The following is a 22,321-nucleotide window of genomic DNA, read 5'->3' on the forward strand; positions in this document are numbered from 1 at the left end:
CTGAACGTGCCTCCAATGACAAAGCCCAACCAGGTACAAGGACGATGAGTCACCCCTCGCAATTCACCCTGCTCGGCAAGCGGCGCTTTTTGCCGTTCTTCATCACCCAGTCGCTGGGTGCCTTCAACGACAACCTGTTCAAGCAGTCGCTGATCCTGGCGATCCTCTACAAGCTGAGCCTGGAAGGCGACCGCTCGATCTGGGTCAACCTCTGCGCCTTGCTGTTCATCCTGCCGTTCTTCCTGTTCTCTGCGCTGGCCGGGCAGTTCGGCGAGAAGTTCGCCAAGGACCGCCTGATTCGTGCGATCAAGCTGGCCGAGATCGTCATCATGGCCATCGGCGCAACCGGTTTCGTCACCCATCATCTGGAACTGATGCTGGTGGCGCTGTTTGCCATGGGCACCCACTCGGCGCTGTTCGGCCCGGTGAAGTACTCGATCCTGCCCCAGGCCCTGCGTGAGGAGGAACTGGTGGGCGGCAATGGCCTGGTGGAGATGGGCACCTTCCTGGCGATCCTGGCCGGCACTATCGGCGCCGGTATGCTGATGTCCTCCAGCCAGTACGCGGTACTGGCCGCCGCCGGGGTGGTGGGCACCGCGGTGCTGGGCTACCTGGCCAGCCGCTGGATCCCCCGCGCCGCCGCCGCCGCGCCGCAGATGAAACTGGACTGGAACATCTTCAAGCAGTCCTGGCTGACCCTGCGCCTGGGCCTGGGCCAGACCCCGGCGGTGTCGCGCTCGATCGTCGGCAACTCGTGGTTCTGGTTCGTCGGCGCCATCTACCTCACGCAGATCCCGGCCTACGCCAAGGACTGGCTGCACGGCGACGAGACCGTGGTCACCCTGGTGCTGACCCTGTTCTCGGTGGGCATCGCGGTCGGTTCGCTGCTGTGCGAGCGCCTGAGCGGGCGCAAGGTGGAGATCGGCCTGGTGCCGTTCGGCTCGTTCGGCCTGACTCTGTTCGGCCTGCTCTGGTGGTGGCATTCGGGGGATGTCCCGGTGGGAGCCGTGCCCCATGACTGGCTGACCTTGCTGGGCATGAGCCAGGCCTGGTGGATCATGCTGTCAATCGTCGGCCTGGGCATTTTCGGTGGCTTCTACATCGTACCGCTGTACGCGCTGATCCAGGCGCGCACCCCGGAAGATCAGCGGGCCCGGGTGATTGCCGCCAACAACATCCTCAACGCGCTGTTCATGGTGGTCTCGGCGATCATCAGCATTGTCCTGCTGAGCCTGGCCAAGCTGAGCATCCCGCAGCTGTTCCTGGTGGTGTCGCTGCTCAACATCGCGGTCAACGCCTACATCTTCCGCATCGTGCCGGAATTCACCATGCGCTTCCTGATCTGGCTGCTCAGCCACTCGATGTACCGCGTCGAGCACCGCGAGCTGCAGCGCATTCCCGACGAGGGCGCGGCGCTGCTGGTGTGCAACCATGTGTCGTTCGTCGATGCGCTGCTGATCGGTGGGGCGATCCGTCGGCCGATCCGTTTCGTCATGTACTACAAGATCTACAACCTGCCGGTGCTCAACTTCGTGTTCCGCACCGCCGGCGCCATTCCCATCGCCGGGCGTGGCGAGGACGAGGCCACCTACGAGCGCGCCTTTGCCCGTATCGCCCAGTACCTGGACGACGGCGAACTGGTGTGTATCTTCCCGGAAGGCAAGTTGAGCTCGGATGGCGAGATCGATGTGTTCAAGGGCGGGGTGAACCGCATCCTGCAGGAGACGCCGGTGCCGGTGATTCCGCTGGCGTTGCAGGGGCTGTGGGGCAGCTTCTTCAGTCGCGACCCGAACAAGGGCTTCTTCAAGCGCCTGTGGTCGCGGGTGACCCTGGTGGCCGGCGCCGCCATCCCGGTGGAGGCGGCGCAGCCCGCAGTGCTGCGCGAGCAGGTGAGCCTGCTGCGCGGCGACGTTCGCTAAGGAAAACGGAGGGAGGTCAGCTGGCGCTGACCTTCAGGCCGACCAGGCCGGTGATGATCAGGGCGACACTGGCCAGGCGGATCAGCGCCATGGATTCGCCGAACAGGATGATCCCGGCGATCACCGTGCCGACCGCGCCGACGCCGGTCCAGATGGCATAGGCGGTGCCAAGCGGCAGCTCCTTCATGGCCAGGCCCAGCAGGCCAAGGCTGATGACCATGGCGCCGACGGTGAGGATGGTGGGCAGGGGGCGGGTGAAACCGTCGGTGTACTTGAGGCCGACAGCCCAGCCGACTTCGAACAGGCCGGCGAACAACAGGATGATCCAGGACATGGTGAGTCTCCATCGATTCAATGATGGGGCCGTCCCCGGTATGTTCACGCACAGCGTCGTGAGGCCGTCCTCACAGTGCGCACTATACTGCACATTTGTGGCGGGCGAGGCAAGCGTTACGGATCAATGGTGCGTGTACCGGCCACACGCTATGGCTGGCCGGTATATCCGCACACCCAGGTCAAGACCAGCTCAGAATCGGCCAGCCATTGGTCTGCGCATGCTCGCGCAGCACCGGGTCCGGGTTCACCACGTGCGGGTGATCGACCTTCAGCAGCAGTGGCAGGTCATTGCGTGAGTCGGAATAGAAACTCGCCCCCTCCAGGTTTTCCTGCTCCTGGTCCAGCCACTCCAGCAGGCGGGAGATCTTGCCCTCGCGGTAGGTGAGCACGCCGTGGGTCTTGCCGGTGTAGACGCCGTTGACCGCCTCCAGTTCGATGGCCAGGTATTCGTCCACCCCCAGCCTGGCCGCGATCGGCCCGACCAGGTGGGTGCCGCTGGCCGAGATGATCAGGATCCGGTCGCCGCGCTTGCGGTGTTCGGCGATGCAGCGGCAGGCGTCGCCGAAGATGATCGGCTCGATCACATCCTCCACCCAGGGCTCGACCAGGTGCTCCACCTCTTCCAGGGTGCGCCCGGCGATGGGCTCCAGGCTGAAGGCCATGTAGTCCTCCATCGCCAGGTGGCCCTTGCCGTAGGCTTCCATCAGCTCATGATCGCGCTTGAGGAAGGCTTTGCCGTCTACCCACCCCAGCCGCGCCATCTGCTCGCTCCACAGTGACGCGCAGTCGCCGTGGATGAGGGTTTCGTCCAGATCGAAGATTGCCAGTGCCATGCGTTGATGCTCCTTAGGCCACTTCCCGTAGCGCCGTGGGGTCGATCGACAAGGATACCCGTTGCCCGTCCGCGTGCAGGTCGGCCGCGCAGCGATTGAGCACATCCACCACCAGTTCCACGCCGCGCACTTGCACCCGGTAGCGGATGACGTTGCCCAGCAGGCTGTGGCTGCGGATCTCGCCGTCGAGCTCACCGTTCAGGCCCAGGGTGATCGACTCCGGGCGGATTGCCAGGCGTCCGCTGACCGGGCGTTGCAGCAAGCGGCCGGCGCTGTCGGCGTCGAGCAGGTTGTAGTTGCCGATGAAGCCCGCGGCGAACAGGTCCACGGGCGCGGTATAGAGGGTTTCGGCATCGCCGCTCTGGACGATGCGCCCCTGGTTCATCAGGACGATGCGGTCCGACATGGTCAGCGCCTCTTCCTGGTCGTGGGTGACGAAGATGGTGGTCAGCCCCAGTTCGCGCTGGATGGCGCGGATCTGTTCGCGCAGGTGCTTGCGGATGCGCGCATCCAGCGCCGAAAGCGGTTCGTCGAGCAGCAGCAGGCGCGGGCGGGTGACCAGCGAGCGGGCCAGGGCCACGCGTTGGCACTGGCCGCCGGACAGCTGGTGCGGGTAGCGCCCGGCGAAGCTGCCCAGCTCGACCAGGTCGAGTACTTGGCGCACCCGCGCCTGGCTCTCGTCGGCCTTGACCTTCTGCATGCGCAGGCCGAAGGCGACGTTCTGTTCCACGGTCATGTTGGGGAACAGCGCGTAGCTCTGGAACACCATGCCGATGCCACGCTTCTGCGGGCTTACCGGCACGATGTCCTGGCCGTCGAGCAGGATCCGCCCGCTGTCCACCGGGGTCAGCCCGGCGATGCAGCGCAGCAGGGTGGACTTGCCGCAGCCGGAGGGGCCGAGCAGGGTGACGAATTCGCCGCGCTCGATCTGGCAGTCGATGTTCTCGAACACCGGGTTGCCGGCGTAGCTCTTTTGCAGTTTCTGTACGCTGACGAAGCTCATGTCAGGTCTTGTCCTTGTTCAGGCGATTGGCGACCCAGGTCAGCACCAGCACGAAGGCGAAGTAGGAGATGACCAGCGCGCTGTTGAAGTGGCCGCTGCTGTTGCGCATGTTGTTCAGGTACACCTGCAGGGTCTCGTAGCGGGTGCCCACCAGCAGGTTGGCGAACACGAACTCGCCGAACAGGAACGAGAACGACAGCAGCAGCGCCACCATCAGGCCCTTGCGCAGGTTGGGCAGTACCACCAGGAACGCCGCCTGCCAGGTGCTGGCGCCGAGCAGCTGGGCGGCGTCCATCAGGTCGCGCAGGTTGATGGCCTGCAGGTTGTTGGTGATGGCCCGGTACATGAACGGCAGGGCGATGGTGAAGTAGCAGCCGATCAGGATCCACGGCGTGCCGACCATGGCCATCGGCCCGCTGCCGTACAACTGCAGCAGGCCCACCGCCGACACCACCGGCGGCACCGCGAAGGGCAGCAGGATCAGCACGTTCATCAGCGCGTCGAGTTTCGGGAAGTGGTAGTGCACCACGAACAGGAGCGGCAGGATCAGCAGCACCGACAGCACCAGCGCACCCACGCACACCAGCAACGATTGGCCGAAGGCGGCAAGAAAGCGCGGCTCGCTCCACAGCGCCACATACCACTTGAACGTCAGGCCGCTGGGCAGCAGGGTCGCCGACCAGCTGGTGGCCAGCGAGTAGAGCAGGGTGCCGGCCAGCGGCAGCAGCAGGATCAGGAACAGCAGGTACACCACCACCCGGTGGTAGAGCCCGCCCGCCGTGTTTTCAGCGCGCATGGTAGCTCCTCTTGAGCAGCCATTGATGGACCACCGTGACCACGGTCATCAGGCCCACCAGCACCATGGCCAGGGCGCTGGCCAGGTTCGGATCGAGGCTGATGTCGCCGGCCACCAGGCCCGCGATGCGGATCGGCAGCACGTTGAAGTTGCCGGTGGTCAGGGCGTAGACGGTGGCGTAGGCGCCCAGGGCGTTGGCCAGCAGGATGACGAAGGTGCCGAGCAGCGCCGGGGTGAGCACCGGCAGGCCGATATGCCGCCAGAACTGCCAGTGACTGGCGCCGAGCAGTGCGGCGGATTCGCGCCAGTCCTCGCGCAGTGCGTCGAAGGCCGGGTAGAGCAGCAGCACGCCCAGGGGGATCTGGAAGTAGGTGTACACCAGGATCAGCCCGGTCTTGGAGTAGATGCTGAAGTCGCCGAGCAGGCCCATCTGCTTGAGCAGCAGCGTCAGTGCACCGTTGAAGCCGAGCAGGATGATGAAGGCGAACGCCAGGGGCACGCCGGCGAAGTTGCTGGTCATATTGGCGAAGGCGCTGACGAAATCGCGCAGTTTCGAGTCGACCCGGCGCAGCGAGTAGGCGCCCAAGGTGGCGATGACGATGCCGAACAGACTCGACCAGAAGCTGATCTCCAGGCTGCGTTGCAGCGCCTGCAGGTAGAACTTCGAGGCGAAGATCTTGCTGAAGTTGGCCAGGCCCCAGCCGCTCTCGCTCTGCAGGCTGTTGAGGGCGACCCAGGCCAGCGGCGCGACCTGGAAGATGATGAAGAACACGGCGAACGGCAGCAGGCAGAGCAGGGCCAGGTAGCGGCCGCGATGGCTTGCATTCACTTGAGCAGCTCCCGGCAGACCGGTTTGTCGTGGGCGGCGCCAAGCAGTTCGCAGATCGTGCCGCACAGCTCGGTCTGCAACGGTTTGGCCGCAGGATCGAGGTTGAACGCTTCGCCGAACACGAACAGCGGCACTTCGCGTTCCTCGGCCAGCAGGCCGTTATGTGAGCGGTCGTTGTTCATGCCATGGTCGGCGGTGACCAGCACCTGGTAGCCCTCCTCGAGCCAGCGCGGCAGGTAGTCGGCCAGCAGGATGTCGGCGCTGCGCGCAGCATTGCGGTACTGGCTGCTGTCCAGGCCATGGCGGTGGCCGGCGTCGTCGATGTTCATCGGGTGCACCAGCAGGAAGTTCGGCGCATGGCGGCGGCGCAGGTATTCGGCGTCGGCCAGCAGGTGCGAGTCGGGGTAGTGGTCGGCGTAGTAGAACAGGCCGTGCTGGATCGGCAGCTTCGGTGCGTGGGTATGGCGGTCGCGCAGCGGGTCGAACGGCGAGCGGTTGTACAGCTCGCTCATCCAGTGATAGGCCGCCGCCGCCGTGCCCAGGCCGGCCTCGCGGGCGTAGTGGAACACGCTGCGCTGGTTGGACAGGCGGTTGACGTTGTTATGGACGATGCCGCTGTCGATTGGCGGCACGCCGGTGAGGATGCATTCGTACAGCGGTCGCGACAGCGACGGCAGCTCGCATTCCACGCGGTAGAGTGCGGCGCGGTCGGCTTCGACGTAGGCGTGCAGGTGGCCCATGGCATGGTGCGCGACCTGGTAATTGAGGCCGTCGAGCAGGACCAGGATGACGTTGTGGTTCATTTATGACTCCGAAAAAGCGGGGAGGGCTTTGCCCTCCTTTCGCGACGCAAGGCCGCTCCCACAGAGGTAGTGCAAACCTCTGGGGCGACGTTGGCCCTGTGGGAGCGGCCTTGCGTCGCGATGGGCTGCACAGCAGCCCCAGGTTGGCCCAGCCTTATTCCATCTCGATGATCACCTGCTCCTGCCACTTCTGTGGCAAGGCCTTGGCGGTCGCTTCCCAGGCTTGGGCGTTCTTGATCGGCTGGGCGGCCTTGTACTGCTCGTTGGGGAGCAGCTTGGCCTGCACGTCCGCCGGCAGCTTCAGGTGCTCGGCGCGGATCGGCCGGGCATGGCCGATGGCCAGGTTGGTCTGCCCGGCGTCGCTGAAGATGTACTCACGGGCAAGCTTGGCCGCGTTCGGGTGCTTGGCATACTTGTTGATGATGGTGGTGTAGCCGGAGGTGACCGAACCATCCGACGGAATCAGCACCTCGAAGCGTTTCGGGTCGATCTGGTCGCGGTAGCTCAGGCCGTTGAAGTCCCACACCACACCGACCTCCACCTCGCCCTTCTCGAGGGTCTGGATGGTCGGGTTGGCCAGCGACAGGCGCTTCTGCTGGGCCAGCTTGGTGAACAGCTGCAGGCCCGGCTCGATGTTGCTTTCGTCGCCCTTGTAGGCAATGGCGGCGGCGAGCACGCCGTTGGCGGCCTGGGCGGCGGTGCCGACGTCACCGATGGCGACCTTGTACTTGCCCTTTTCCAGGTCGTGCCAGGTGGTCGGGCGTTCGCCTTCCTTGACCAGGTCCTTGTTGATGATGAAGGCGATGGTGCCGGTGTAGGCCAGCGCCCAGTGGCCGTCCTGGTCCTTGGCCCACGCCGGCACCTGGTCCCAGGTGCTCGGCTTGTAGGCCTGGGTGACGCCCTTGGCGACCGCGATCGGGCCGAAGGCGGCGCCGACGTCGCCGATATCGGCGCTGGCGTTGTCCTTCTCGGCGTCGAACTTGGCGACCTCCTGGGCCGAGCTCATGTCGGTGTCGCTGTGCTTGAGGCCGTATTTTTTCGCCAGGTCTTCCCAGGTGCCTTTCCAGTTGGCCCAGGCATCGGGCATGCCCACGCTGTTGACGGTGCCTTCCTTGCGGGCGGCGTCTTCAAGGGCCTTGAGGTCCTGGGCCATGGCCGAGGTGCAAAAAGCGATGGCCGAACCGAGCAGTGACGCCATGAACAACTTTTTCATCCGAAGCTCCTTTGGTGGGTGCCTTGCATTCGTTGTTATGAACAGAAGCGGTGCTTGCGAACCCCTGGTCTAGGTCAGCAAACCTTGAGCCAAGGTAGGCCTGTTGCGTGACAGTTTGATGTAAGAAGAAGGTGTGGGTGGCAGGCCGATGGCTCTGGGGATACAGCGTAGACCACATCGAAAGCCTTGAAGCGCGTGGCCTGGCCCGGTTCTGGCAGGTCTCTTGGCGTGCCTTTGTCACAGGATGTTCATCAGCCTTGCCTAGGCTTGTAGCCATCGCCACATGCCCTGTTATGGGGCTGGACTAGTCCAGATAGGTAACCATTGATGCAAGCGACGCCACCGCGCGCGGTAACAGCCATCTGCCATGCCCTGCAGGAGCAGATCGAACACGGCCTGCTGGCCCCCGGCGGCAAGCTGCCGGCCGAGCGCAGGCTCAGCGAAGTGTTCGACACCACGCGCATCACCCTGCGCGAGGCGCTGGTGCAACTGGAGGCCCAGGGGCTGATCTACCGCGAGGAGCGCCGTGGCTGGTTCGTCGCGCCCGAGCGGCTGACCTACGACCTGATCGAGCGCAGCCATTTCCATGCGATGGTGCGCGACCAGGGGCGGATGCCGAGCACCGAATTGCTGTCGGCGCGCCTGCAACCGGCCTCGGCGGCGATCTGCGCGCGCCTGCGCCTGCCGGCGTTGTCCAGCGTGGTGCGGATCTGCCGTTTGCGCCGCATCGACGGGCGGGCGGTGCTGTATGCCGAGCACTATCTCAACCCGCGCTACTTCCCGGGGATTCTTGAACTGGACCTGGCCCGGTCGCTGACCGAGATCTATGCGCGGGAATACGCCATTCACTATGGGCAGGTGTGCTTCGAGATCCTGCCGACCGCGTTGCCGGCGGCTGCGGCGGGGGCGCTGAAGGTCTCGGCGGGCAGTCCGGGCTTGCATATCACCCGGGTCAACAGCGACCAGCATGGGCATCTGATCGACTGTGACCTGGAATATTGGCGGCACGATGCTATCCGCATTCGTGCCCAGGCGGGATAAGGTGTTGGATTCTTCGCGGGTAAACCCGCTCCCACAGGGACCCCACAATTTTCGAATGTGTGGCAATCCTGTGGGAGCGGGTTTACCCGCGAAAGGGCCCTAACTGGAGGACCCGGTTTCCGCCATCTGGCCCCCTCCGGCCGTCACCACCTGCACCGACAACCGTGGCGTCGCCAGATCCAGCCCCGCCTCGTCCAGCTGCCTTTTCAACGCCAGGTTGAACGCCCGCGACACCTCCCACTGCTTGATCGGCGCGGTCTTGAACCGCGCCCGCAGGATCGCCGAGCCCGACTCGAAGCTCTCCACTCCCTGAAGCTCCAGCGGCGACCAGATGTTGCGGCGCATCAGCGGGTCGTTGCGCAGCTTCTGGCCCACTTCGCGGATCAGCGTGATGGCCTGGTCGATGTTCATGCTGTGCGGGATGGCCACGCGGAAGATCGCATAGCCGAATTCGCGCGAGTAGTTCTTGATGCTCTTGATCTCGCTGAACGGGATGGTGTGCACGATGCCGTCGATGTCCCGTAGGCGCACGGTACGGATGGTCAGGCCTTCGACCGTGCCCAGGTGGCCGCCGACGTCCACGTAGTCGTCGATGGCCAGCGAGTCCTCGATGATGATGAACAATCCGGTGATCAGGTCGGCCACCAGCGACTGGGCACCGAAACCGATGGCCAGGCCGATGACGCCGGCACCGGCCAGCAATGGGGTGACGTTCATGCCCATGTTGGCCAGGGCGACGATCACCGCGATGATGAAGATCACCACGAACATCACGTTGCGGATCAGCGGCATCATGGTCTGCGCCCGGGCGTTGGCCATGCCCCGGCGCGAGCGCACCAGGGCATGGTGCACGGCGGTGTCGGCGAGGATCCACACCAGCCAGGCGACGATCAGCGTACCGGCCAGGCCCAGCAGGCGCAGGCTGACTTCATGGCCGTCGCCCTCGGCGAAGCTGATCATCGAGCGACCCCAAACACGCAGGCCCAGCTCGATGAACACCAGCCAGATGAACAGGTGCACCAGCACGTAGCCGAAATTGCGCAGGCGTTCGGTGTAGACCGCCTGGCGCTTGTTGGCGCGCCTGGGCTTGGCGGCGTGGCGCCGCACCAGGCCGTTGAGCACCATGCACACCACCACCAGCACCGTGCACATCAGCGACTGACGCAGGGCGGTGCTGGTGTCGCCGGCGGAGACGAAGGTGGCGAACAGCGAGATCGCCACCAGGATCAGTGCCGGGACGTACCAGAAACTGCCGAGCAGCTCGATGGTGTCGCTCAGGGTGCGCCGGGTCAGGCGCCGTGACAGGGGCTGGTTGCGGATCAGGTGGGCGATCGGCCGGCGAAAGCGCAGGATGAACAGCCCCGTGCACAGCGCGGCGACGACATTGGCCAGGGTGGCCAGGGCGTGGGCCAGGTGGCTGCCCAGCGCGGTGGTCAGGCGCGGGTCGCTCATCGCCTCGCCGAACGCGGCGAAGCTGCCGATCAGCCACAACGGGCGAAATGCCTGGTGGCGCAGGATATGCAGGGCGCGGTGGCGATGCGGGCCGTCGAGCAGCGAGAAGGCGATCACGCAGATCGCCGAGAACAGCGTGCCGACCACCAGCGCATAGGCCAGCACCATGGCCATCGACTTGCCCAGCGAGGAGGGCAGGGCGAAGCTCAGGTACACGGTGAACACCAGCGCCACCAGCCACGGCCCCAGCTTGCGCAGGGCGAAGCGCACCAGGTCCCAGGTGCGCGGGTGCTGGGGCAGTTCCTCGGTCAGGCCGAAGCGCAGGCGCACGCGGTGGCCGATCCAGTTGAAGGTGTAGGCCAACAGGCTCCAGACCAGGATCACCCCGGCAAAGCCGAACAGGATCGCTGGCCACTGGTGCACCGGCACCACCAGCGCGGCCAGCTCGTCCTGCGCCTGGTCGATTTCCAGCGACCAGCGCTTGAACGGGCTGGCATCGCCGCTGAACTGCTGCTCGAAATCGTGCAGGGCACCGCCGATCAGGCCGAGCACGCCCTGCTCGACAGTGGGTTGAGATTGTTTGGTGGCGTCGCGCAGCTTCTTCAGGTCGGCCAGCAGCTTGGCCCGTTGCTGGTCGTTCTCCAGGTTCTTGATCACCTCGTCCAGCGACTTGCCCAGTGGTTCGCTGGCTTCGGGCTGGGCGGGTGTGCTGGAACCGAGCAGGCCCGGCAGGCCGGCGGCGTGCACCGGGGTGACGAACAGCAGGAACAGCAGCGTGATGCAACGCAGGAGGGCTGGCACCGGAAACTCTACCTCAGGTCAAACGTTTGCCCGAGTGTAGTGGTTTACGACGGCAGTTTCTCGAGGATCTTCCAGCAGGTGAGGCCGAAAATGCCGAGGGTGCCGATCCACATCATCAGCACGCCGACATTGCGCTCGCGCAGGCTGAAGCCGATGGTCAGCAACATCAGGAACAGGAACACCGGCACGAACAGGGACAGGAACGGCGATGACATGGACAGCATCCTTCTGTTTTGGGGCCATGTATCAAGCATAGCGCTTTGCAAGCGCGGCGGATTGATCGGGGGCAGGTGACTACCGAATCGCCGGGCACGCCCGCTCCCACAGGTCCGTTTGGGAGCGGGCTGGCCGTCAGGGCAGTTCGCGGCTGCGGTAGAAGGCGGTGAGCACTTTTACCAGGTGCGCCAGGTCATGGCTGCCGCACAGTTCGCGAATCGAGTGCATGGCGAAGGTCGGCAGGCCGATGTCGACCGTGCGCACACCCAGGTGGCTGGCGGTGATCGGGCCGATGGTCGAGCCGCAGCCCATGTCGCTGCGCACCACGAAGCTCTGCACCGGTACTTCCTCGGCCATGCACAGGTGGCGGAAGAAACCGGCGGTTTCGCTGTTGGTGGCGTAGCGCTGGTTGTTGTTGACCTTGATCACGGGGCCGGCGTTGAGCTTGGGGCCGTGGTTGCCGTCGTGCTTGTCGGCGTAGTTGGGGTGCACGCCGTGGGCGTTGTCGGCCGAGACCATCAGCGAGCGCTGGATGGTGCGCACGTATTCGTCACCTTCTGGCAGCAGGCGCTGCAGGGTCTGCTCGAGCATCGGGCCGTCGGCGCCGCAGGCCGAGCAGGAGCCGACTTCCTCGTGGTCGTTGCACACCAGCACGCAGGTCTCGTCGCTGTCGGCACCCAGCAAGGCCTGCAGGCCGGCATAGCATGACAGCAGGTTGTCCAGGCGGGCGGCGGCGATGAAGTCGCCGTTCAGGCCAATCAGCGCGGCGTCCTGGGTGTCGTAGAAGCTGAGCTCGTAGTCCAGCACCACGTCGGCGTTGAGGTCGTGCTCGCGGGCCAGTTGCTCGGTGAGCAGGGCGCGGAAGTCAACGCGCTCGTCGCCGGCCACCTGGGCCAGGATCGGTGGCAGCTCGGTCTGCGGGTTGATCTGCCAGCCTTCGTTGGCGGTGCGGTTGAGGTGGATCGCCAGGTTCGGGATCACCGCGATCGGCAGCTTGAAGTCGATCAGCTGGCTCTCGACCTTGCCGTCACGGCGGAAGGTGACCCGCCCGGCCAGTGACAGGTCACGGTCGAACCAGGGGGCGAGCAGGGCGCCGCCGTACACTTCCACGCCCAGTTGCAGGAAGCCCTGGCGTTGCAGCTCGGGCTGCGGCTTGACCCGCAGGCACGGGCTGTCGGTGTGGGCGCCGACCATGCGGATGCCGCCCAGCAGCGGCGAGAGCTTGCCGAGCTTGATGGCGATGATCGAGGAATCGTTGCGGGTCACGTAGTAGCGACCACCGGGCACGGTGGCCCAGCTGTCGCGCTCGTCCAGGCGCTGGTAGCCGGCGGCCTCGAGGCGCTGCGCGAGGCTGGCGGTGGCATGGAAGGGCGTCGGGGAGGCCTTGAGGAATTCGATCAGGCCGGCGTTCAGGGCATCGCGCATAAGTCACTCCAGACAGCAGTGGCGCGAGTTTAGCGTAAATGCTCGAAAATTTGTGCCGGCCCTGTTGCCGGCACTACAGGCCTTGAGTAATCAGAACGGCGCCGGACACTCGAACTTCAGGCGTTCGCCAGATACCGGATGGGTGAAGCTCAGCATCGACGCATGCAGGCACAGCCGCTCATGGGCCGCCAGCGCCTCGGGGTTGGCGTACAACCGGTCGCCCAGCAGCGGGTGGCCGATCGACAGCATGTGCACGCGCAACTGGTGCGAGCGCCCGGTGATCGGTGTCAGCTCGACCCGGCAGTGATCGCCGCAGCGCTCGACGATGCGCCAGAAGGTCAGGGCGTGCTTGCCCTGTTCATGGTCGACCACATGACGCGGCTTGGTCGGCGGGTCGTAGCGCAGCGGCAGGTCGATGCTGCCGCTGTCCAGGGTCGGTTGGCCCCAGCACAGCGCGGTGTAGGCCTTTTCGGTCTCGCGGTCGTGGAACTGGCGCGACAGCTCGCGGTGGCTGTCGGCGTCGCGGGCGAGCAGGATGATCCCCGAGGTTTCCCAGTCCAGGCGGTGGACGATCAGGGCGTCCGGGTAGCCGTTCTCCTGCAGGCGGGTGATCAGGCAGTCCTTGTTGTCCTCGGCGCGGCCCGGCACCGACAGCAGCAGGGTCGGCTTGTTGATCACCAGGATGGCGGCGTCTTCGTGAAGGATCTGGATGTTCGACAGCGGCATTGCAGGTTCTCTATAGACAATCGGGGCCGCTTTGCGGCCCTTTCGCGGCACAAGGCCGCTCCTACAGGGGCGCGCAGGGCCTGTGTAGGAGCGGCCTTGTGCCGCGAAAGGGCTGCAAGGCAGCCCCAGGATCAGTCGGAAGTGCTTGAATCAGCGATCAGGCAGGGTGATGTTCAGTTCCAGAATCGAGCAACTGCCCTGGTTTTCCAGCTCGATCTGCACGTCATCGTTGCCGATATTGACGTATTTGCGAATCACCTCGACCAGTTCCTTCTGCAAGGCAGGCAGGTAATCCGGGGTACTGCGCTGGCCACGCTCGTGCGCCACGATGATCTGTAGACGCTCTTTCGCTACCGACGCGCTGCTCTGTTTCTGTCTGCCACGAAAGAAGTCAAAAAGGTTCATGGTTTATTTGCCTCCAAACAGGCGCGCGAAGAAGCCTTGCTTCGGCACTTCGATGAACCGTAGTGGTTTTGGTTTGCCCAGCAGGCGGTCGACGGTGTCGCTGTAGGCCTGGCCAGCATCGCTCTGGTCGTCGAGGATGACCGGGATACCCTGGTTGGATGCCTTGAGCACCGCTTGGGATTCGGGAATCACACCCAGCAGTTCGACCGAGAGGATTTCCTTGACGTCCTCGACGCCAAGCATTTCGCCTTTTTCGACGCGCTCCGGATGGTAGCGGGTGATCAGCAGGTGTTCCTTGATCGGGTCTTCGCCCTGCTCTGCGCGACGCGACTTGCTGGACAGCAGGCCGATCATGCGGTCGGAGTCACGTACCGAAGAGACTTCCGGGTTGGTCACGACAATGGCTTCGTCGGCGAAGTACATCGCCAGGTGAGCACCTTTTTCGATACCGGCAGGCGAGTCGCAGACCACGAAGTCGAACTGCTCCTTGAGCTCCATCAGGACCTTCTCGACGCCTTCCTTGGTCAGCGCGTCCTTGTCGCGGGTCTGGCTGGCGGCCAGCACGAACAGGTTTTCCAGGCGCTTGTCCTTGATCAGGGCCTGTTGCAGGTTGGCTTCGCCGTTGACCACGTTGACGAAGTCGTACACCACGCGGCGTTCGCAGCCCATGATCAGGTCGAGGTTACGCAGGCCGACGTCGAAGTCGACGATGACAGTCTTGTGCCCGCGCAGCGCGAGGCCGGTACCGATAGCGGCGCTGGTGGTGGTCTTGCCCACACCCCCCTTGCCGGAAGTAACCACGAGAATCTTGGCCAAGGTGTTTCACCCCTAAATAATCGGGACAGGCGTCCCTGCAAATACAAAAAACGGCAACTGGAAAAAAGTTGCGCTAAAAATGCCGGCAAGTATCCGTTAAAGACGGGTGATGTTCAACACTTCACCGGACAGGCTGACCTGTACGCCCGAGCCCCACAGCGGGTCGCGGCGCAGGTCTTCGCACACTTTGTACTGGCCGGCGATGGAGACCATTTCCGCGGTCATCTGCAGGCAGAAGATGCGCGCCTTGGTATTGCCCTTGATACCGGCCAGGGCTCGGCCACGCATGGCGCCGTACACATGGATGTTGCCATCGGCGAGAAGTTCCGCGCCTGGGCTGACGGAGCCTGTCACCACCAGGTCGCCGCCCTGGGCATAGATCTGCTGGCCACCGCGTACGGTCGAGGTGATGATGCGCGTCGCGCGTACTTCCGGCTCTGCGGGTGCAGGCGGTGGAACGGGCGCAGGTTCCGGCTTCTTCACTTCCGGTTCAGGCTCGAGCGGGCGTTCGCGGGCGCCGGACGGCGGCAGCACCGGCAGGTCGATGGCGATCGCCGCGGCGATGTCCTCGATGCGGCTGGCGCGGATCGCCAGGGTGCGCAGGCCATGGTGACGGCAGATGCGCATCAGCCCGGGCAGGTCGATGGCGCCTGAGTCATGGGGCAGCTTGTCCAGGGCCAGCACCAGCGGGGTGTTGCTGAAGAAATTCGGCGCCTGCGCCACCTTCGCCGCCAGCTGGCGGTCGAGGGATTCGAGGTCGTTGCGCGCCAGTTCCAGCACGGTGATGGCAAGCATGCTGCCCTTGAGCTGGAACACGGGGGCGTTGTCGGGTGTCTGGTTGGGGCTCATGGTCTGCATAGACGGCTTGTTGCGAAAAAAGTGCCCTGACTTATAGCGATAAGACCGATTGCCCGCAACCGATGTAGAATGCCGGGCTCATGTCTTGCCGGAAGCTTCAATGGAACGCCCGCGTTTTCGATCCTCTTTCCTCCACCCGCGATTCTGGGGCCTGTGGCTGGGGCTGGGCCTGCTGTGGCTGGTCGCCCAGCTGCCGTACCGCGCCCTGCTGGGCCTGGGCCGGACCCTGGGCGCGGTGATGTACCGGGTGGCCGGTGAGCGCCGGCGCATCGCTGCGCGCAACCTTGAACTGTGTTTCCCCGACCTGTCCGGCGACGAACGGCAGCGCCTGCTCAAGGAAAACTTCGCCTCCACCGGTATCGCCTTCTTCGAGATGGCCATGAGCTGGTGGTGGCCAAAAGCCCGACTTGCACGCCTGGCCCACATCGAGGGCATCGAGCATCTGCAGGCCGCCCAGCGCGAAGGCGAGGGCGCCATTCTCATGGCCGTGCATTTCACCACCCTGGAGATCGGCGCCGCGCTGCTGGGCCAGGCCCACACCATCGACGGCATGTACCGCGAGCACGGCAACCCGGTGTTCGACTTCATCCAGCGCCGCGGCCGCGAGCGTCACAACCTCGATTCGCTGGCCGTGGAGCGCGACGACGTGCGCGGCATGCTCAAGCTGCTGCGCAAGGGCCGGGCGATCTGGTACGCACCGGACCAGGACTACGGCATCAAACAGAGTATCTTTGTGCCATTGTTCGGCATCCCGGCGGCCACCGTCACCGCCACCACCAAGTTCGCCCGGCTGGGCAAGGCCCGGGTGATTCCGTTCACCCAGCGGCGCCTGGAGGACGGCAGCGGCTACCGTCTGGTGGTGCACCCGCCACTCGAGGACTTCCCCGGCGAAACCGAGGAGGCCGATTGCCTGCGCATCAACCAGTGGGTCGAGGGCGTGCTGCGCGAGTGCCCCGAGCAGTACCTGTGGGCGCACCGGCGCTTCAAGTCGCGGCCCGAGGGCGAGCCACGGCTGTATGACAAGAAAGCGCGCTAGCGCTGGCTCTTTGCCTATGCTGCGTGGGAGCGGGCTTGCCCCGCGATAGGGCCGGTACTGGCAATCACTGACTCCAGGAAGGATGCATGACCTCAACCACCGGCCTGATCCTCTCGGGCGGCGGCGCCCGCGCCGCCTACCAGGTCGGCGTGCTGGCCGGCATCGCCGAGCTGCTGCCCCCTGGCGCCGCCAATCCCTTCCCGGTGATCGTCGGCACCTCAGCCGGCGCCATCAATGCCGTCAAGCTGGCCAGTGGGGCCACCCGCTTCGCCGAATCGGTGCAGCACCTGACCGCCTTCTGGCAGAACTTTCGCAGCCACCTGGTACTGCGCAGCGACTGGCCCGGGGTGATCCGCCAGGCCAGCCGTTTCGTCGGTCACAGCCTGCTGGGGCTCGGCGGCCAGGTGCCGGTGGCGCTGCTCGACAGCCGCCCGCTGCGCCGCCTGCTGCATGAACACCTGGACCTGGACGGTATCGCCCACTCCCTGGCGGCCAACCAACTGCGCGCCATCGCGGTGACCGCCTTCGGCTACGAGTCCGGCCAGGCGGTGACCTTCTACCAGGGCCGCAACACCATCGAACCCTGGTTGCGCCACCGGCGCATCGGCATGCCCACGCCGCTGACCATCGACCACCTGTTGGCCAGTTCGGCGATCCCGCTGCTGTTCGCGCCAGTACGCCTGGGCGATGAATTCTTCGGCGACGGCGCGGTGCGCCAGTCGGCACCGATCAGCCCGGCGCTGCACCTGGGCGCTAGCCGCGTGCTGGTGGTAGGCGTCAGTGGCAACCCCCAGCGGCCGGCGCCGCCCTTGCCGACCCAGCGCGTGTTCAGCGGTCAGCAGCCAAGCCTGGCGCAGATCGGCGGGCACATGCTCAACAGCACCTTCATCGACAGCCTCGAGGACGACATCGAGCTGCTGCAACGGCTCAATCACCTCAGCCACCTGATGCCGGCGCACCTGGACGCCCGGCGCCTGGGGCTGGCGCCAATTGAGGTGCTGGTGGTAGCGCCCAGCCAGCCGCTGGACGAAATCGCTGCCCGTCATCGGCGCGAGTTGCCGGCGGCGCTGAGGCTGTTCCTGCGTGGGCCTGGCGCTACCAAGACCAGCGGCGCGGGGGTGCTGAGCTACCTGCTGTTCGAAGCGAGCTATTGCAGCGAGCTGATCGAGCTGGGGCGCAAGGATGCGTTGGCCAAGAAGCGGGAGCTGTGCCAGTTCCTGGGATTGCCCGGTTGATCACTCCTGTGGGAGCGGCCTTGCGTCGCGATAGGGCTGCGAAGCAGCCCCAGGATGTGTGCCCAGTTCAAGATTGCCGGGGCCGCTTTGCGGCCCTTTCCGACCGGTCCGACGCCTCGGCAAGGCCGCTCCCACAGCGCTTATTCGGCGATCTGCAGCTTGCGCGCCTGGGTATATACATACCGCAACTTCTCGTACTCGAACGGCGAGTTGGTCTGCCCGTAGCGGAAGTTGGTGGTGTAGCGCTTGTCCACCGCCTGCAGCACGGTGAGCTCCGGGTGGTCGCTGGCAGTGTCGGGTACGTTCAGGTAGTTGATTTCCTTCTCCCCCACATAGTCGACCACCAGCCCGGTGGTGTCGCGCAGGTTCGACGGCCCGAGGATCGGTAGCATCAGGTACGGCCCGTCCGGCACCCCGTAGAAGCCCAAGGTCTGGCCGAAGTCCTCGCTCTGTCGGGGCAGGCCCATCTCGGTCGCCGGATCCCACAGGCCGCCGACACCGATGATGGTGTTGAACATCAGCCGCGCGGTAATTTGTGCCGAGCGCTTGGGCTTGAGCTGCAGCACGCTGTTGAACAGGTTGGGCACGTCGCCCAGGTTGTTGAAGAAGTTGCTCACCCCGGTGCGCACGAAACCGGGGGTGACGTAGCGGTAGCCATCGACCACCGGCAGGAACACCCACTGGTCGAAGCGGTAGTTGAAGTGGTAGATGCGCCGGTTCAGCGATTCCAGCGGGTCGTAGATGTTCAGCGCGGCCAGGGTCGAGCGTTCGAACTCGCGCTGGTCCAGGCCTGGATTGAACTTGAGCTCGCGCAGCGGATCGACGAAACCGTCGGCCTCCACGGTGAGGGTTTCGGTCTTGTCGGCCTCGACCACGCTGGCACGCGGCGCGACTTCCTCGGCCAGGGCGCAGCCGCTGGCGAGCAGGGCGGTGACGAGCAGCAGTCGATTAACCACGGAAGAACTCCAGCATGGCGTCGCTGTTGACGCGGTAGTTGAGGTTGCCGCAATGGCCGCCATGGGGGTAGAGGGTCAGGCGTTCGCCGAACACCCGGCGCAGGAAACCGATGTCGCCGGGGCCGAGGATCACATCGTCGGCGTTGTGCATCACGGCGATCTTGGGGCTGCTGCGCAGGTAGTCCTCCAGCGCGTACAGGCTCACCTGGTCGACCAGTTGCAGCAGGCTGTTGCCGTCGGTGCGCGCTCGCCACATGGGAATCACCTGCTCGGTCAGGTAGCAGTCGAAGTCGCATTGCAGGGCCCGTTTGAAGAAGGGTTCCAGGCTGCTGCCCTCGGTGATCGGGAATTTCGGCGGAATGATCAGGCCGCGACGGTTGATCAGGTCGGAAGTGAAGGCGATGTCGGCGGCCGAGAAGCGGAACGAAGTACCGATGAGCATGGCCATCTGTTCGTTGGACAGGTGCTGGCGCGACTTCTGGAAGTCATACAGCAGCGCTTCGTTGAGATCGATGTAGCCCTTGTCCTGGAAGTAGCGGGTGAGCTTTTCCAGCATCAGCTCATAGAAGGTGGTGCTGCGGTCGATGCCCTTGACCCGGGTCTGCACCAGCTTGTCCAGGTTGGTGATCGAGGTGTACAGGTTGACCGGCGGGTTGAGCAGCAACACACGCTTGAAGTTGAAGCTCTGGCGGGTTTCGTCGAGCTTGCTGACGAATGCCGCGTCCAGCGCTCCCAAGCTGTAGCCGGTGAGGTAGTACTCGCTGACCGGCAGGCGTGCCTGCTGGGCGCGCACCGCCTGCATGACCCGGTACAGGTCCTTGGCGTCCTCGCTTGACACGCCGGGGGTGGCGAAGCGCGAGGCGGCGCTCATGAAATCCCAGCTGGTCGGCGACGACAGCTGCACCACGTGGTAGCCGGCCTGGTAGAACAGCTTCTTCAGGTACTCGTTGATGCTGCTGGAGTAGGGCGCGCCAGTGCCGGCGATCAGGAAGATCAACGGCGCTTCGTGGTCCTGTTTGGCCAGGCGGTAGCGCAGCTTCTTCACCGACCAGAAGTTGTCGGGCAGGGTGAACTCGCGCTCGGGGCGCAGGGTGAGGCTGTAGTCGGCCTGGTCGATGTCGTCGTCGCTGGGCAGCGTCGGGCGCTGTTCCGGCGGCGTGGTGGCGATGGTCGCCTCGAACGGGTTGGTCAACGGATAGCCGTAGCTCGCCGCGTCAATATCCCGCGCCGAAGCGGCCGCAGCCATGAGCAGGCCACCCAACAGGGCGGCGAGGCGCAAAGATCGAAGCATGTAGTCCCCCAGGGAAAGCGCAAGGTCGTGCAGGACACTAGGACCACGGCAAGTCGGACAAAGTTGCCCGTCGCCCTGTCGTTCGTCGCACCAGATGTTGCCGCGCCGGACAACGTTTGTCTTGTGCAACATAGCTGCAGGGCCATGATTTTGCCTTGTCGCGGCTCCTGGGCGATCATGCGGCGTTTCGATTACCGCTATTGGAGATCCGCATGACGCGTTGGTGGCCGGTCGTTGCCCTGTTGCTGTTCCTGCCCCTGTGGCTGGCGGCCAGCTATGGCGTGCGTTATGGGCTGATGGAGGATGCCCGGTGGGTCGGGCTGTGCAGCGTGCCGGGGGAAATCTGGCAATGCCAGGCACGTTCGCTGCTGGGCCTGGGGATACATTTCCAGGTCATAGCCTGGGGGGCATTGGGGTTGGCGTTGCTCTGCCAACTGGTGCCTGGCCGAGGCGGCTGGTGGCTGGCGGCACTGGGGCTGGTGTTCGGGATTCCGGCATTGGTGCTGTATACCGCCAGCATCGCGGTGTTTGCGGTGGTGCTGGCGGGGTTGCGGCTGGTGCGCCGATCACTGGTTGCCTGACAGGGCCTATTCGCGGGTAAACCCGCTCCCACAGGGTAGCGGAGTACCCTCTGTGGGAGCGGGTTTACCCGCGAAGAAAGCAACGCATTATTCAGGCCTTGCGCAAACGCAGGCTGCGCCACAAGGCGGTGGTCATCAACACGCTGACCACCGCCCAACCCCAGGCCTGTCGATTCGCCAACCCTTCCTGGAACAACTGCGGCGCCACTCCAGCGCCCACGATAAAGGCCAGCAACGCCACCTCCGCCCGCCGCGCCGGCACCGGCCGCAGCAGATAGACCACTGCCGGCAGCAGCAGCGCCGCGCTGGGGAAGCTGCGGTAACGCGGGTCGAAGACCATCGCCAGCATGCTCACCGCCGCGGCGAATCCGGCCGCCAGCAACCATGTACCCGCGTGCGCCTCGAGCCAGGCGAACAGCCGCTGGCGCCAGCCATCTCTGCGAGCCAGGCCCAGCGCGCCATGGGCCAGTACCAACAGGTTCAAGCCAGCCAGGGCCACCGCCCACAGCCATTCCCCGGCAAAGCGGGCATTGGTGCGCATCAGTTCTCCCCACAGTCCGAGGCTGCCGGCGCCCAGGGCCGCCAGCAACGGCAGCAGCAGGGCGGCACGGCGGCTTGCCGGGCGTCCGGCCAGGGCCAGTGTCGCCAGCATCAGCAACACACTGGCCAATAACCACTGTGGCCACCACGCCAGGTTGCTCACCGGCCCTTCAAGCACGCCCTTGTCCTGGCGGTCGGCATCGTACAGCCCCCAGTAGCCGCCCACGGCGCCTTCGCTGGCACGTTTCCAGGGCTGGTCGAATGCCTCGATCAGGTTGTAGCGCCAGCCGTTGGCCTCGGCCAGGGCGACGAAGCCGCGGATGAAACGCGCCTCGTTGACCCGGCTCGGCTCTGCGGTTTCGCGCTGGCGTCCTTCACTGGGCCAGCCGGTTTCGCCGATCAGGATGTCCTTGGGCGCGAAGCGGTTGCCGAATACCTGGCGCACCTCGGCCACATGGGCCAGCGCCGCATCGATGCCACGCGGGTCGTCTTCCCAGTACGGCAACAGGTGGATGGTGAGGAAGTCCACCGCCGGTGCGATCTGCGGATGTTGCAGCCAGAACTCCCAGACATCGGCGTAGGTCACCGGTACCTTCACCTGGCTTTTCACTTTTCCGATCAGCCCGGCCAGGCGCTCGCCGGTGACTTCTTTGCGCAGCAGCGCCTCGTTGCCGACGATCACCGCGATGACCACATCGGGGTTGGCGTTGGCCGCGGCGATCAGCAGTTCGACTTCCTTGTCGGTGTCCACCGCGCTTGCGTTGACCCAGGCGCCGAGCATCACCTTCAAGCCATGCTTGCGGGCCAGCGCCGGGATCGCCTCAAGGCCCGTCATCGAATAGGTGCGGATGCACTGGAATCGCTCGCTCAGCAACGCCAGGTCGGCGTCCATGCGCGCCGGACGCAGGCGAAACGGCTGGTCGAACGGCGACTGATCCTTGTCGAACGGAGTGTAGGACGCGCACTGCAACTTGTGCGTCGGGCTCGCCGCATCGGGCAGGTGCACCGGCTTGCCGAGGCCGTACCAGAGCGCCCACAGTCCGGTCAGGGCGAGCAGGCAGGCGAGCAGATACGCAGGCAGGAGCAATCGGGTGTTACTGGGCATCGGGCGGTCCGTCGTCAAGCACAAAGGGCTAGATGATAGCCGCAAATGACCGGCGCCAAGCCTTTGGCATGCAAGGATCGCGCAGACCGTCGCGGCCCGATGGCG

General features: G+C 65.1%; 22 protein-coding genes. 5 read left to right on the forward strand and 17 right to left on the reverse strand.

The features are described from left to right. Positions 1–44 precede the first annotated feature (44 nt). On the forward strand, positions 45–1,919 hold the full coding sequence (locus DMX06_RS09430) for an MFS transporter (protein WP_110736444.1): 1,875 nt from the start codon (positions 45–47) through the stop codon (positions 1,917–1,919). Positions 1,920–1,935: 16 nt separating this feature from the next. On the opposite strand, the gene sugE is transcribed toward DMX06_RS09430, so the two are convergent. The 7 genes from sugE to DMX06_RS09465 all read right to left on the reverse strand — a co-directional run bounded on the left by sugE (position 1,936) and on the right by DMX06_RS09465 (position 7,732). After that, complete coding sequence (gene sugE / locus DMX06_RS09435) at positions 1,936–2,253, reverse strand: quaternary ammonium compound efflux SMR transporter SugE (protein ID WP_110736446.1); 318 nt, start codon at positions 2,251–2,253, stop codon at positions 1,936–1,938. A 181-nt stretch (positions 2,254–2,434) separates the two neighbouring features. Beyond that, entirely contained in the window at positions 2,435–3,088 is a 654-nt protein-coding gene (locus DMX06_RS09440) for an HAD family hydrolase (RefSeq protein ID WP_110736447.1), read from the reverse strand. Between the two features lie 13 nt (positions 3,089–3,101). Further along, complete coding sequence (locus tag DMX06_RS09445) at positions 3,102–4,091, reverse strand: ABC transporter ATP-binding protein (RefSeq protein WP_110736449.1); 990 nt, start codon at positions 4,089–4,091, stop codon at positions 3,102–3,104. 1 nt (position 4,092) lies between these two features. Continuing rightward, the gene (locus DMX06_RS09450) at positions 4,093–4,887 is read right to left on the reverse strand and encodes an ABC transporter permease (RefSeq protein ID WP_110736450.1); all 795 of its coding nucleotides are present in this window, start codon (positions 4,885–4,887) and stop codon (positions 4,093–4,095) included. Beyond that, positions 4,877–5,716 (reverse strand): ABC transporter permease, encoded by an 840-nt coding sequence (locus DMX06_RS09455; protein WP_011532723.1) that lies wholly within the window; start codon positions 5,714–5,716, stop codon positions 4,877–4,879. Before DMX06_RS09455 ends, DMX06_RS09450 begins: the two co-directional genes overlap by 11 nt. Then, positions 5,713–6,519 carry an alkaline phosphatase family protein gene (locus tag DMX06_RS09460; RefSeq protein WP_110736452.1) on the reverse strand — a complete coding sequence of 269 codons (807 nt, stop codon included), beginning with the start codon at positions 6,517–6,519 and terminating at the stop codon, positions 5,713–5,715. The genes DMX06_RS09455 and DMX06_RS09460 overlap by 4 nt, the downstream gene beginning before the upstream one ends. Before the next feature lie 154 nt (positions 6,520–6,673). Next, complete coding sequence (locus DMX06_RS09465) at positions 6,674–7,732, reverse strand: ABC transporter substrate-binding protein (protein ID WP_110736453.1); 1,059 nt, start codon at positions 7,730–7,732, stop codon at positions 6,674–6,676. Positions 7,733–8,059: 327 nt separating this feature from the next. Here DMX06_RS09465 and DMX06_RS09470 point away from each other — a divergent pair, with 327 nt between their 5' ends. After that, a complete protein-coding gene (locus tag DMX06_RS09470) occupies positions 8,060–8,773 on the forward strand; it encodes a UTRA domain-containing protein (RefSeq protein ID WP_110736455.1) in 714 nt (237 codons plus the stop codon). Positions 8,774–8,872: 99 nt separating this feature from the next. Here the strand turns inward: DMX06_RS09470 and DMX06_RS09475 are convergent, their stop codons facing one another. From DMX06_RS09475 to minC, 7 genes are all read right to left on the reverse strand, one after another. After that, positions 8,873–11,026 carry a mechanosensitive ion channel family protein gene (locus DMX06_RS09475; RefSeq protein ID WP_110736457.1) on the reverse strand — a complete coding sequence of 718 codons (2,154 nt, stop codon included), beginning with the start codon at positions 11,024–11,026 and terminating at the stop codon, positions 8,873–8,875. Between the two features lie 44 nt (positions 11,027–11,070). Further along, complete coding sequence (locus DMX06_RS26285) at positions 11,071–11,241, reverse strand: hypothetical protein (protein ID WP_167388396.1); 171 nt, start codon at positions 11,239–11,241, stop codon at positions 11,071–11,073. 136 nt (positions 11,242–11,377) lie between these two features. After that, positions 11,378–12,667: a M18 family aminopeptidase gene (locus DMX06_RS09480; protein ID WP_110736458.1), complete on the reverse strand. Its 1,290-nt coding sequence runs from the start codon at positions 12,665–12,667 to the stop codon at positions 11,378–11,380. 90 nt (positions 12,668–12,757) lie between these two features. Beyond that, the gene (locus DMX06_RS09485; RefSeq protein WP_084941741.1) at positions 12,758–13,393 is read right to left on the reverse strand and encodes an RluA family pseudouridine synthase; all 636 of its coding nucleotides are present in this window, start codon (positions 13,391–13,393) and stop codon (positions 12,758–12,760) included. 150 nt (positions 13,394–13,543) lie between these two features. Then, positions 13,544–13,798, reverse strand: a complete 255-nt coding sequence (gene minE, locus DMX06_RS09490) for a cell division topological specificity factor MinE (protein ID WP_023631120.1) — start codon at positions 13,796–13,798, stop codon at positions 13,544–13,546. A gap of 3 nt (positions 13,799–13,801) precedes the next feature. Further along, the gene (gene minD, locus DMX06_RS09495; RefSeq protein WP_110736460.1) at positions 13,802–14,614 is read right to left on the reverse strand and encodes a septum site-determining protein MinD; all 813 of its coding nucleotides are present in this window, start codon (positions 14,612–14,614) and stop codon (positions 13,802–13,804) included. A 96-nt stretch (positions 14,615–14,710) separates the two neighbouring features. Next, a complete protein-coding gene (gene minC / locus DMX06_RS09500) occupies positions 14,711–15,472 on the reverse strand; it encodes a septum site-determining protein MinC (RefSeq protein ID WP_110736462.1) in 762 nt (253 codons plus the stop codon). Between the two features lie 100 nt (positions 15,473–15,572). On the opposite strand from minC, the gene DMX06_RS09505 reads away from it, so the two are divergent. Both DMX06_RS09505 and DMX06_RS09510 read left to right on the forward strand, forming a co-directional pair. Continuing rightward, positions 15,573–16,508 (forward strand): lipid A biosynthesis lauroyl acyltransferase, encoded by a 936-nt coding sequence (locus DMX06_RS09505; protein WP_110736463.1) that lies wholly within the window; start codon positions 15,573–15,575, stop codon positions 16,506–16,508. Positions 16,509–16,594: 86 nt separating this feature from the next. After that, a complete protein-coding gene (locus DMX06_RS09510; RefSeq protein WP_110736464.1) occupies positions 16,595–17,743 on the forward strand; it encodes a patatin-like phospholipase family protein in 1,149 nt (382 codons plus the stop codon). Between the two features lie 140 nt (positions 17,744–17,883). Here DMX06_RS09510 and DMX06_RS09515 read toward each other — a convergent pair whose 3' ends face one another. Then, on the reverse strand, positions 17,884–18,699 hold the full coding sequence (locus DMX06_RS09515; RefSeq protein ID WP_110736466.1) for an MlaA family lipoprotein: 816 nt from the start codon (positions 18,697–18,699) through the stop codon (positions 17,884–17,886). Further along, positions 18,692–19,990: a serine/threonine protein kinase gene (locus DMX06_RS09520; protein WP_110736467.1), complete on the reverse strand. Its 1,299-nt coding sequence runs from the start codon at positions 19,988–19,990 to the stop codon at positions 18,692–18,694. Before DMX06_RS09520 ends, DMX06_RS09515 begins: the two co-directional genes overlap by 8 nt. Before the next feature lie 212 nt (positions 19,991–20,202). Between DMX06_RS09520 and DMX06_RS09525 the strand changes: the two genes are divergently transcribed. After that, complete coding sequence (locus DMX06_RS09525; protein WP_110736469.1) at positions 20,203–20,571, forward strand: hypothetical protein; 369 nt, start codon at positions 20,203–20,205, stop codon at positions 20,569–20,571. 91 nt (positions 20,572–20,662) lie between these two features. On the opposite strand, the gene DMX06_RS09530 is transcribed toward DMX06_RS09525, so the two are convergent. Further along, a complete protein-coding gene (locus DMX06_RS09530; protein ID WP_110736471.1) occupies positions 20,663–22,216 on the reverse strand; it encodes a glycoside hydrolase family 17 protein in 1,554 nt (517 codons plus the stop codon). Between the last annotated feature and the right edge of the window lie 105 nt (positions 22,217–22,321).

The sequence above is a fragment of the Pseudomonas mosselii genome (assembly GCF_003205295.1).
GTDB lineage: Bacteria > Pseudomonadota > Gammaproteobacteria > Pseudomonadales > Pseudomonadaceae > Aquipseudomonas > Aquipseudomonas mosselii_B.

What these genes read in the sequence shown, in the direction of transcription:
- DMX06_RS09525 (WP_110736469.1), top strand. Translation starts at nt 20,203, where the DNA reads ATGACGCGTTGGTGGCCGGTCGTTGCCCTGTTGCTGTTCCTGCCCCTG.
- DMX06_RS26285 (WP_167388396.1), bottom strand. Translation starts at nt 11,241, where the DNA reads ATGTCATCGCCGTTCCTGTCCCTGTTCGTGCCGGTGTTCCTGTTCCTG.
- DMX06_RS09505 (WP_110736463.1), top strand. Translation starts at nt 15,573, where the DNA reads ATGGAACGCCCGCGTTTTCGATCCTCTTTCCTCCACCCGCGATTCTGG.
- DMX06_RS09445 (WP_110736449.1), bottom strand. Translation starts at nt 4,091, where the DNA reads ATGAGCTTCGTCAGCGTACAGAAACTGCAAAAGAGCTACGCCGGCAAC.
- DMX06_RS09450 (WP_110736450.1), bottom strand. Translation starts at nt 4,887, where the DNA reads ATGCGCGCTGAAAACACGGCGGGCGGGCTCTACCACCGGGTGGTGGTG.
- DMX06_RS09470 (WP_110736455.1), top strand. Translation starts at nt 8,060, where the DNA reads ATGCAAGCGACGCCACCGCGCGCGGTAACAGCCATCTGCCATGCCCTG.
- DMX06_RS09440 (WP_110736447.1), bottom strand. Translation starts at nt 3,088, where the DNA reads ATGGCACTGGCAATCTTCGATCTGGACGAAACCCTCATCCACGGCGAC.
- minE (WP_023631120.1), bottom strand. Translation starts at nt 13,798, where the DNA reads ATGAACCTTTTTGACTTCTTTCGTGGCAGACAGAAACAGAGCAGCGCG.
- DMX06_RS09430 (WP_110736444.1), top strand. Translation starts at nt 45, where the DNA reads ATGAGTCACCCCTCGCAATTCACCCTGCTCGGCAAGCGGCGCTTTTTG.
- DMX06_RS09520 (WP_110736467.1), bottom strand. Translation starts at nt 19,990, where the DNA reads ATGCTTCGATCTTTGCGCCTCGCCGCCCTGTTGGGTGGCCTGCTCATG.
- DMX06_RS09480 (WP_110736458.1), bottom strand. Translation starts at nt 12,667, where the DNA reads ATGCGCGATGCCCTGAACGCCGGCCTGATCGAATTCCTCAAGGCCTCC.
- DMX06_RS09465 (WP_110736453.1), bottom strand. Translation starts at nt 7,732, where the DNA reads ATGAAAAAGTTGTTCATGGCGTCACTGCTCGGTTCGGCCATCGCTTTT.
- DMX06_RS09530 (WP_110736471.1), bottom strand. Translation starts at nt 22,216, where the DNA reads ATGCCCAGTAACACCCGATTGCTCCTGCCTGCGTATCTGCTCGCCTGC.
- minC (WP_110736462.1), bottom strand. Translation starts at nt 15,472, where the DNA reads ATGCAGACCATGAGCCCCAACCAGACACCCGACAACGCCCCCGTGTTC.
- sugE (WP_110736446.1), bottom strand. Translation starts at nt 2,253, where the DNA reads ATGTCCTGGATCATCCTGTTGTTCGCCGGCCTGTTCGAAGTCGGCTGG.
- DMX06_RS09485 (WP_084941741.1), bottom strand. Translation starts at nt 13,393, where the DNA reads ATGCCGCTGTCGAACATCCAGATCCTTCACGAAGACGCCGCCATCCTG.
- DMX06_RS09460 (WP_110736452.1), bottom strand. Translation starts at nt 6,519, where the DNA reads ATGAACCACAACGTCATCCTGGTCCTGCTCGACGGCCTCAATTACCAG.
- DMX06_RS09510 (WP_110736464.1), top strand. Translation starts at nt 16,595, where the DNA reads ATGACCTCAACCACCGGCCTGATCCTCTCGGGCGGCGGCGCCCGCGCC.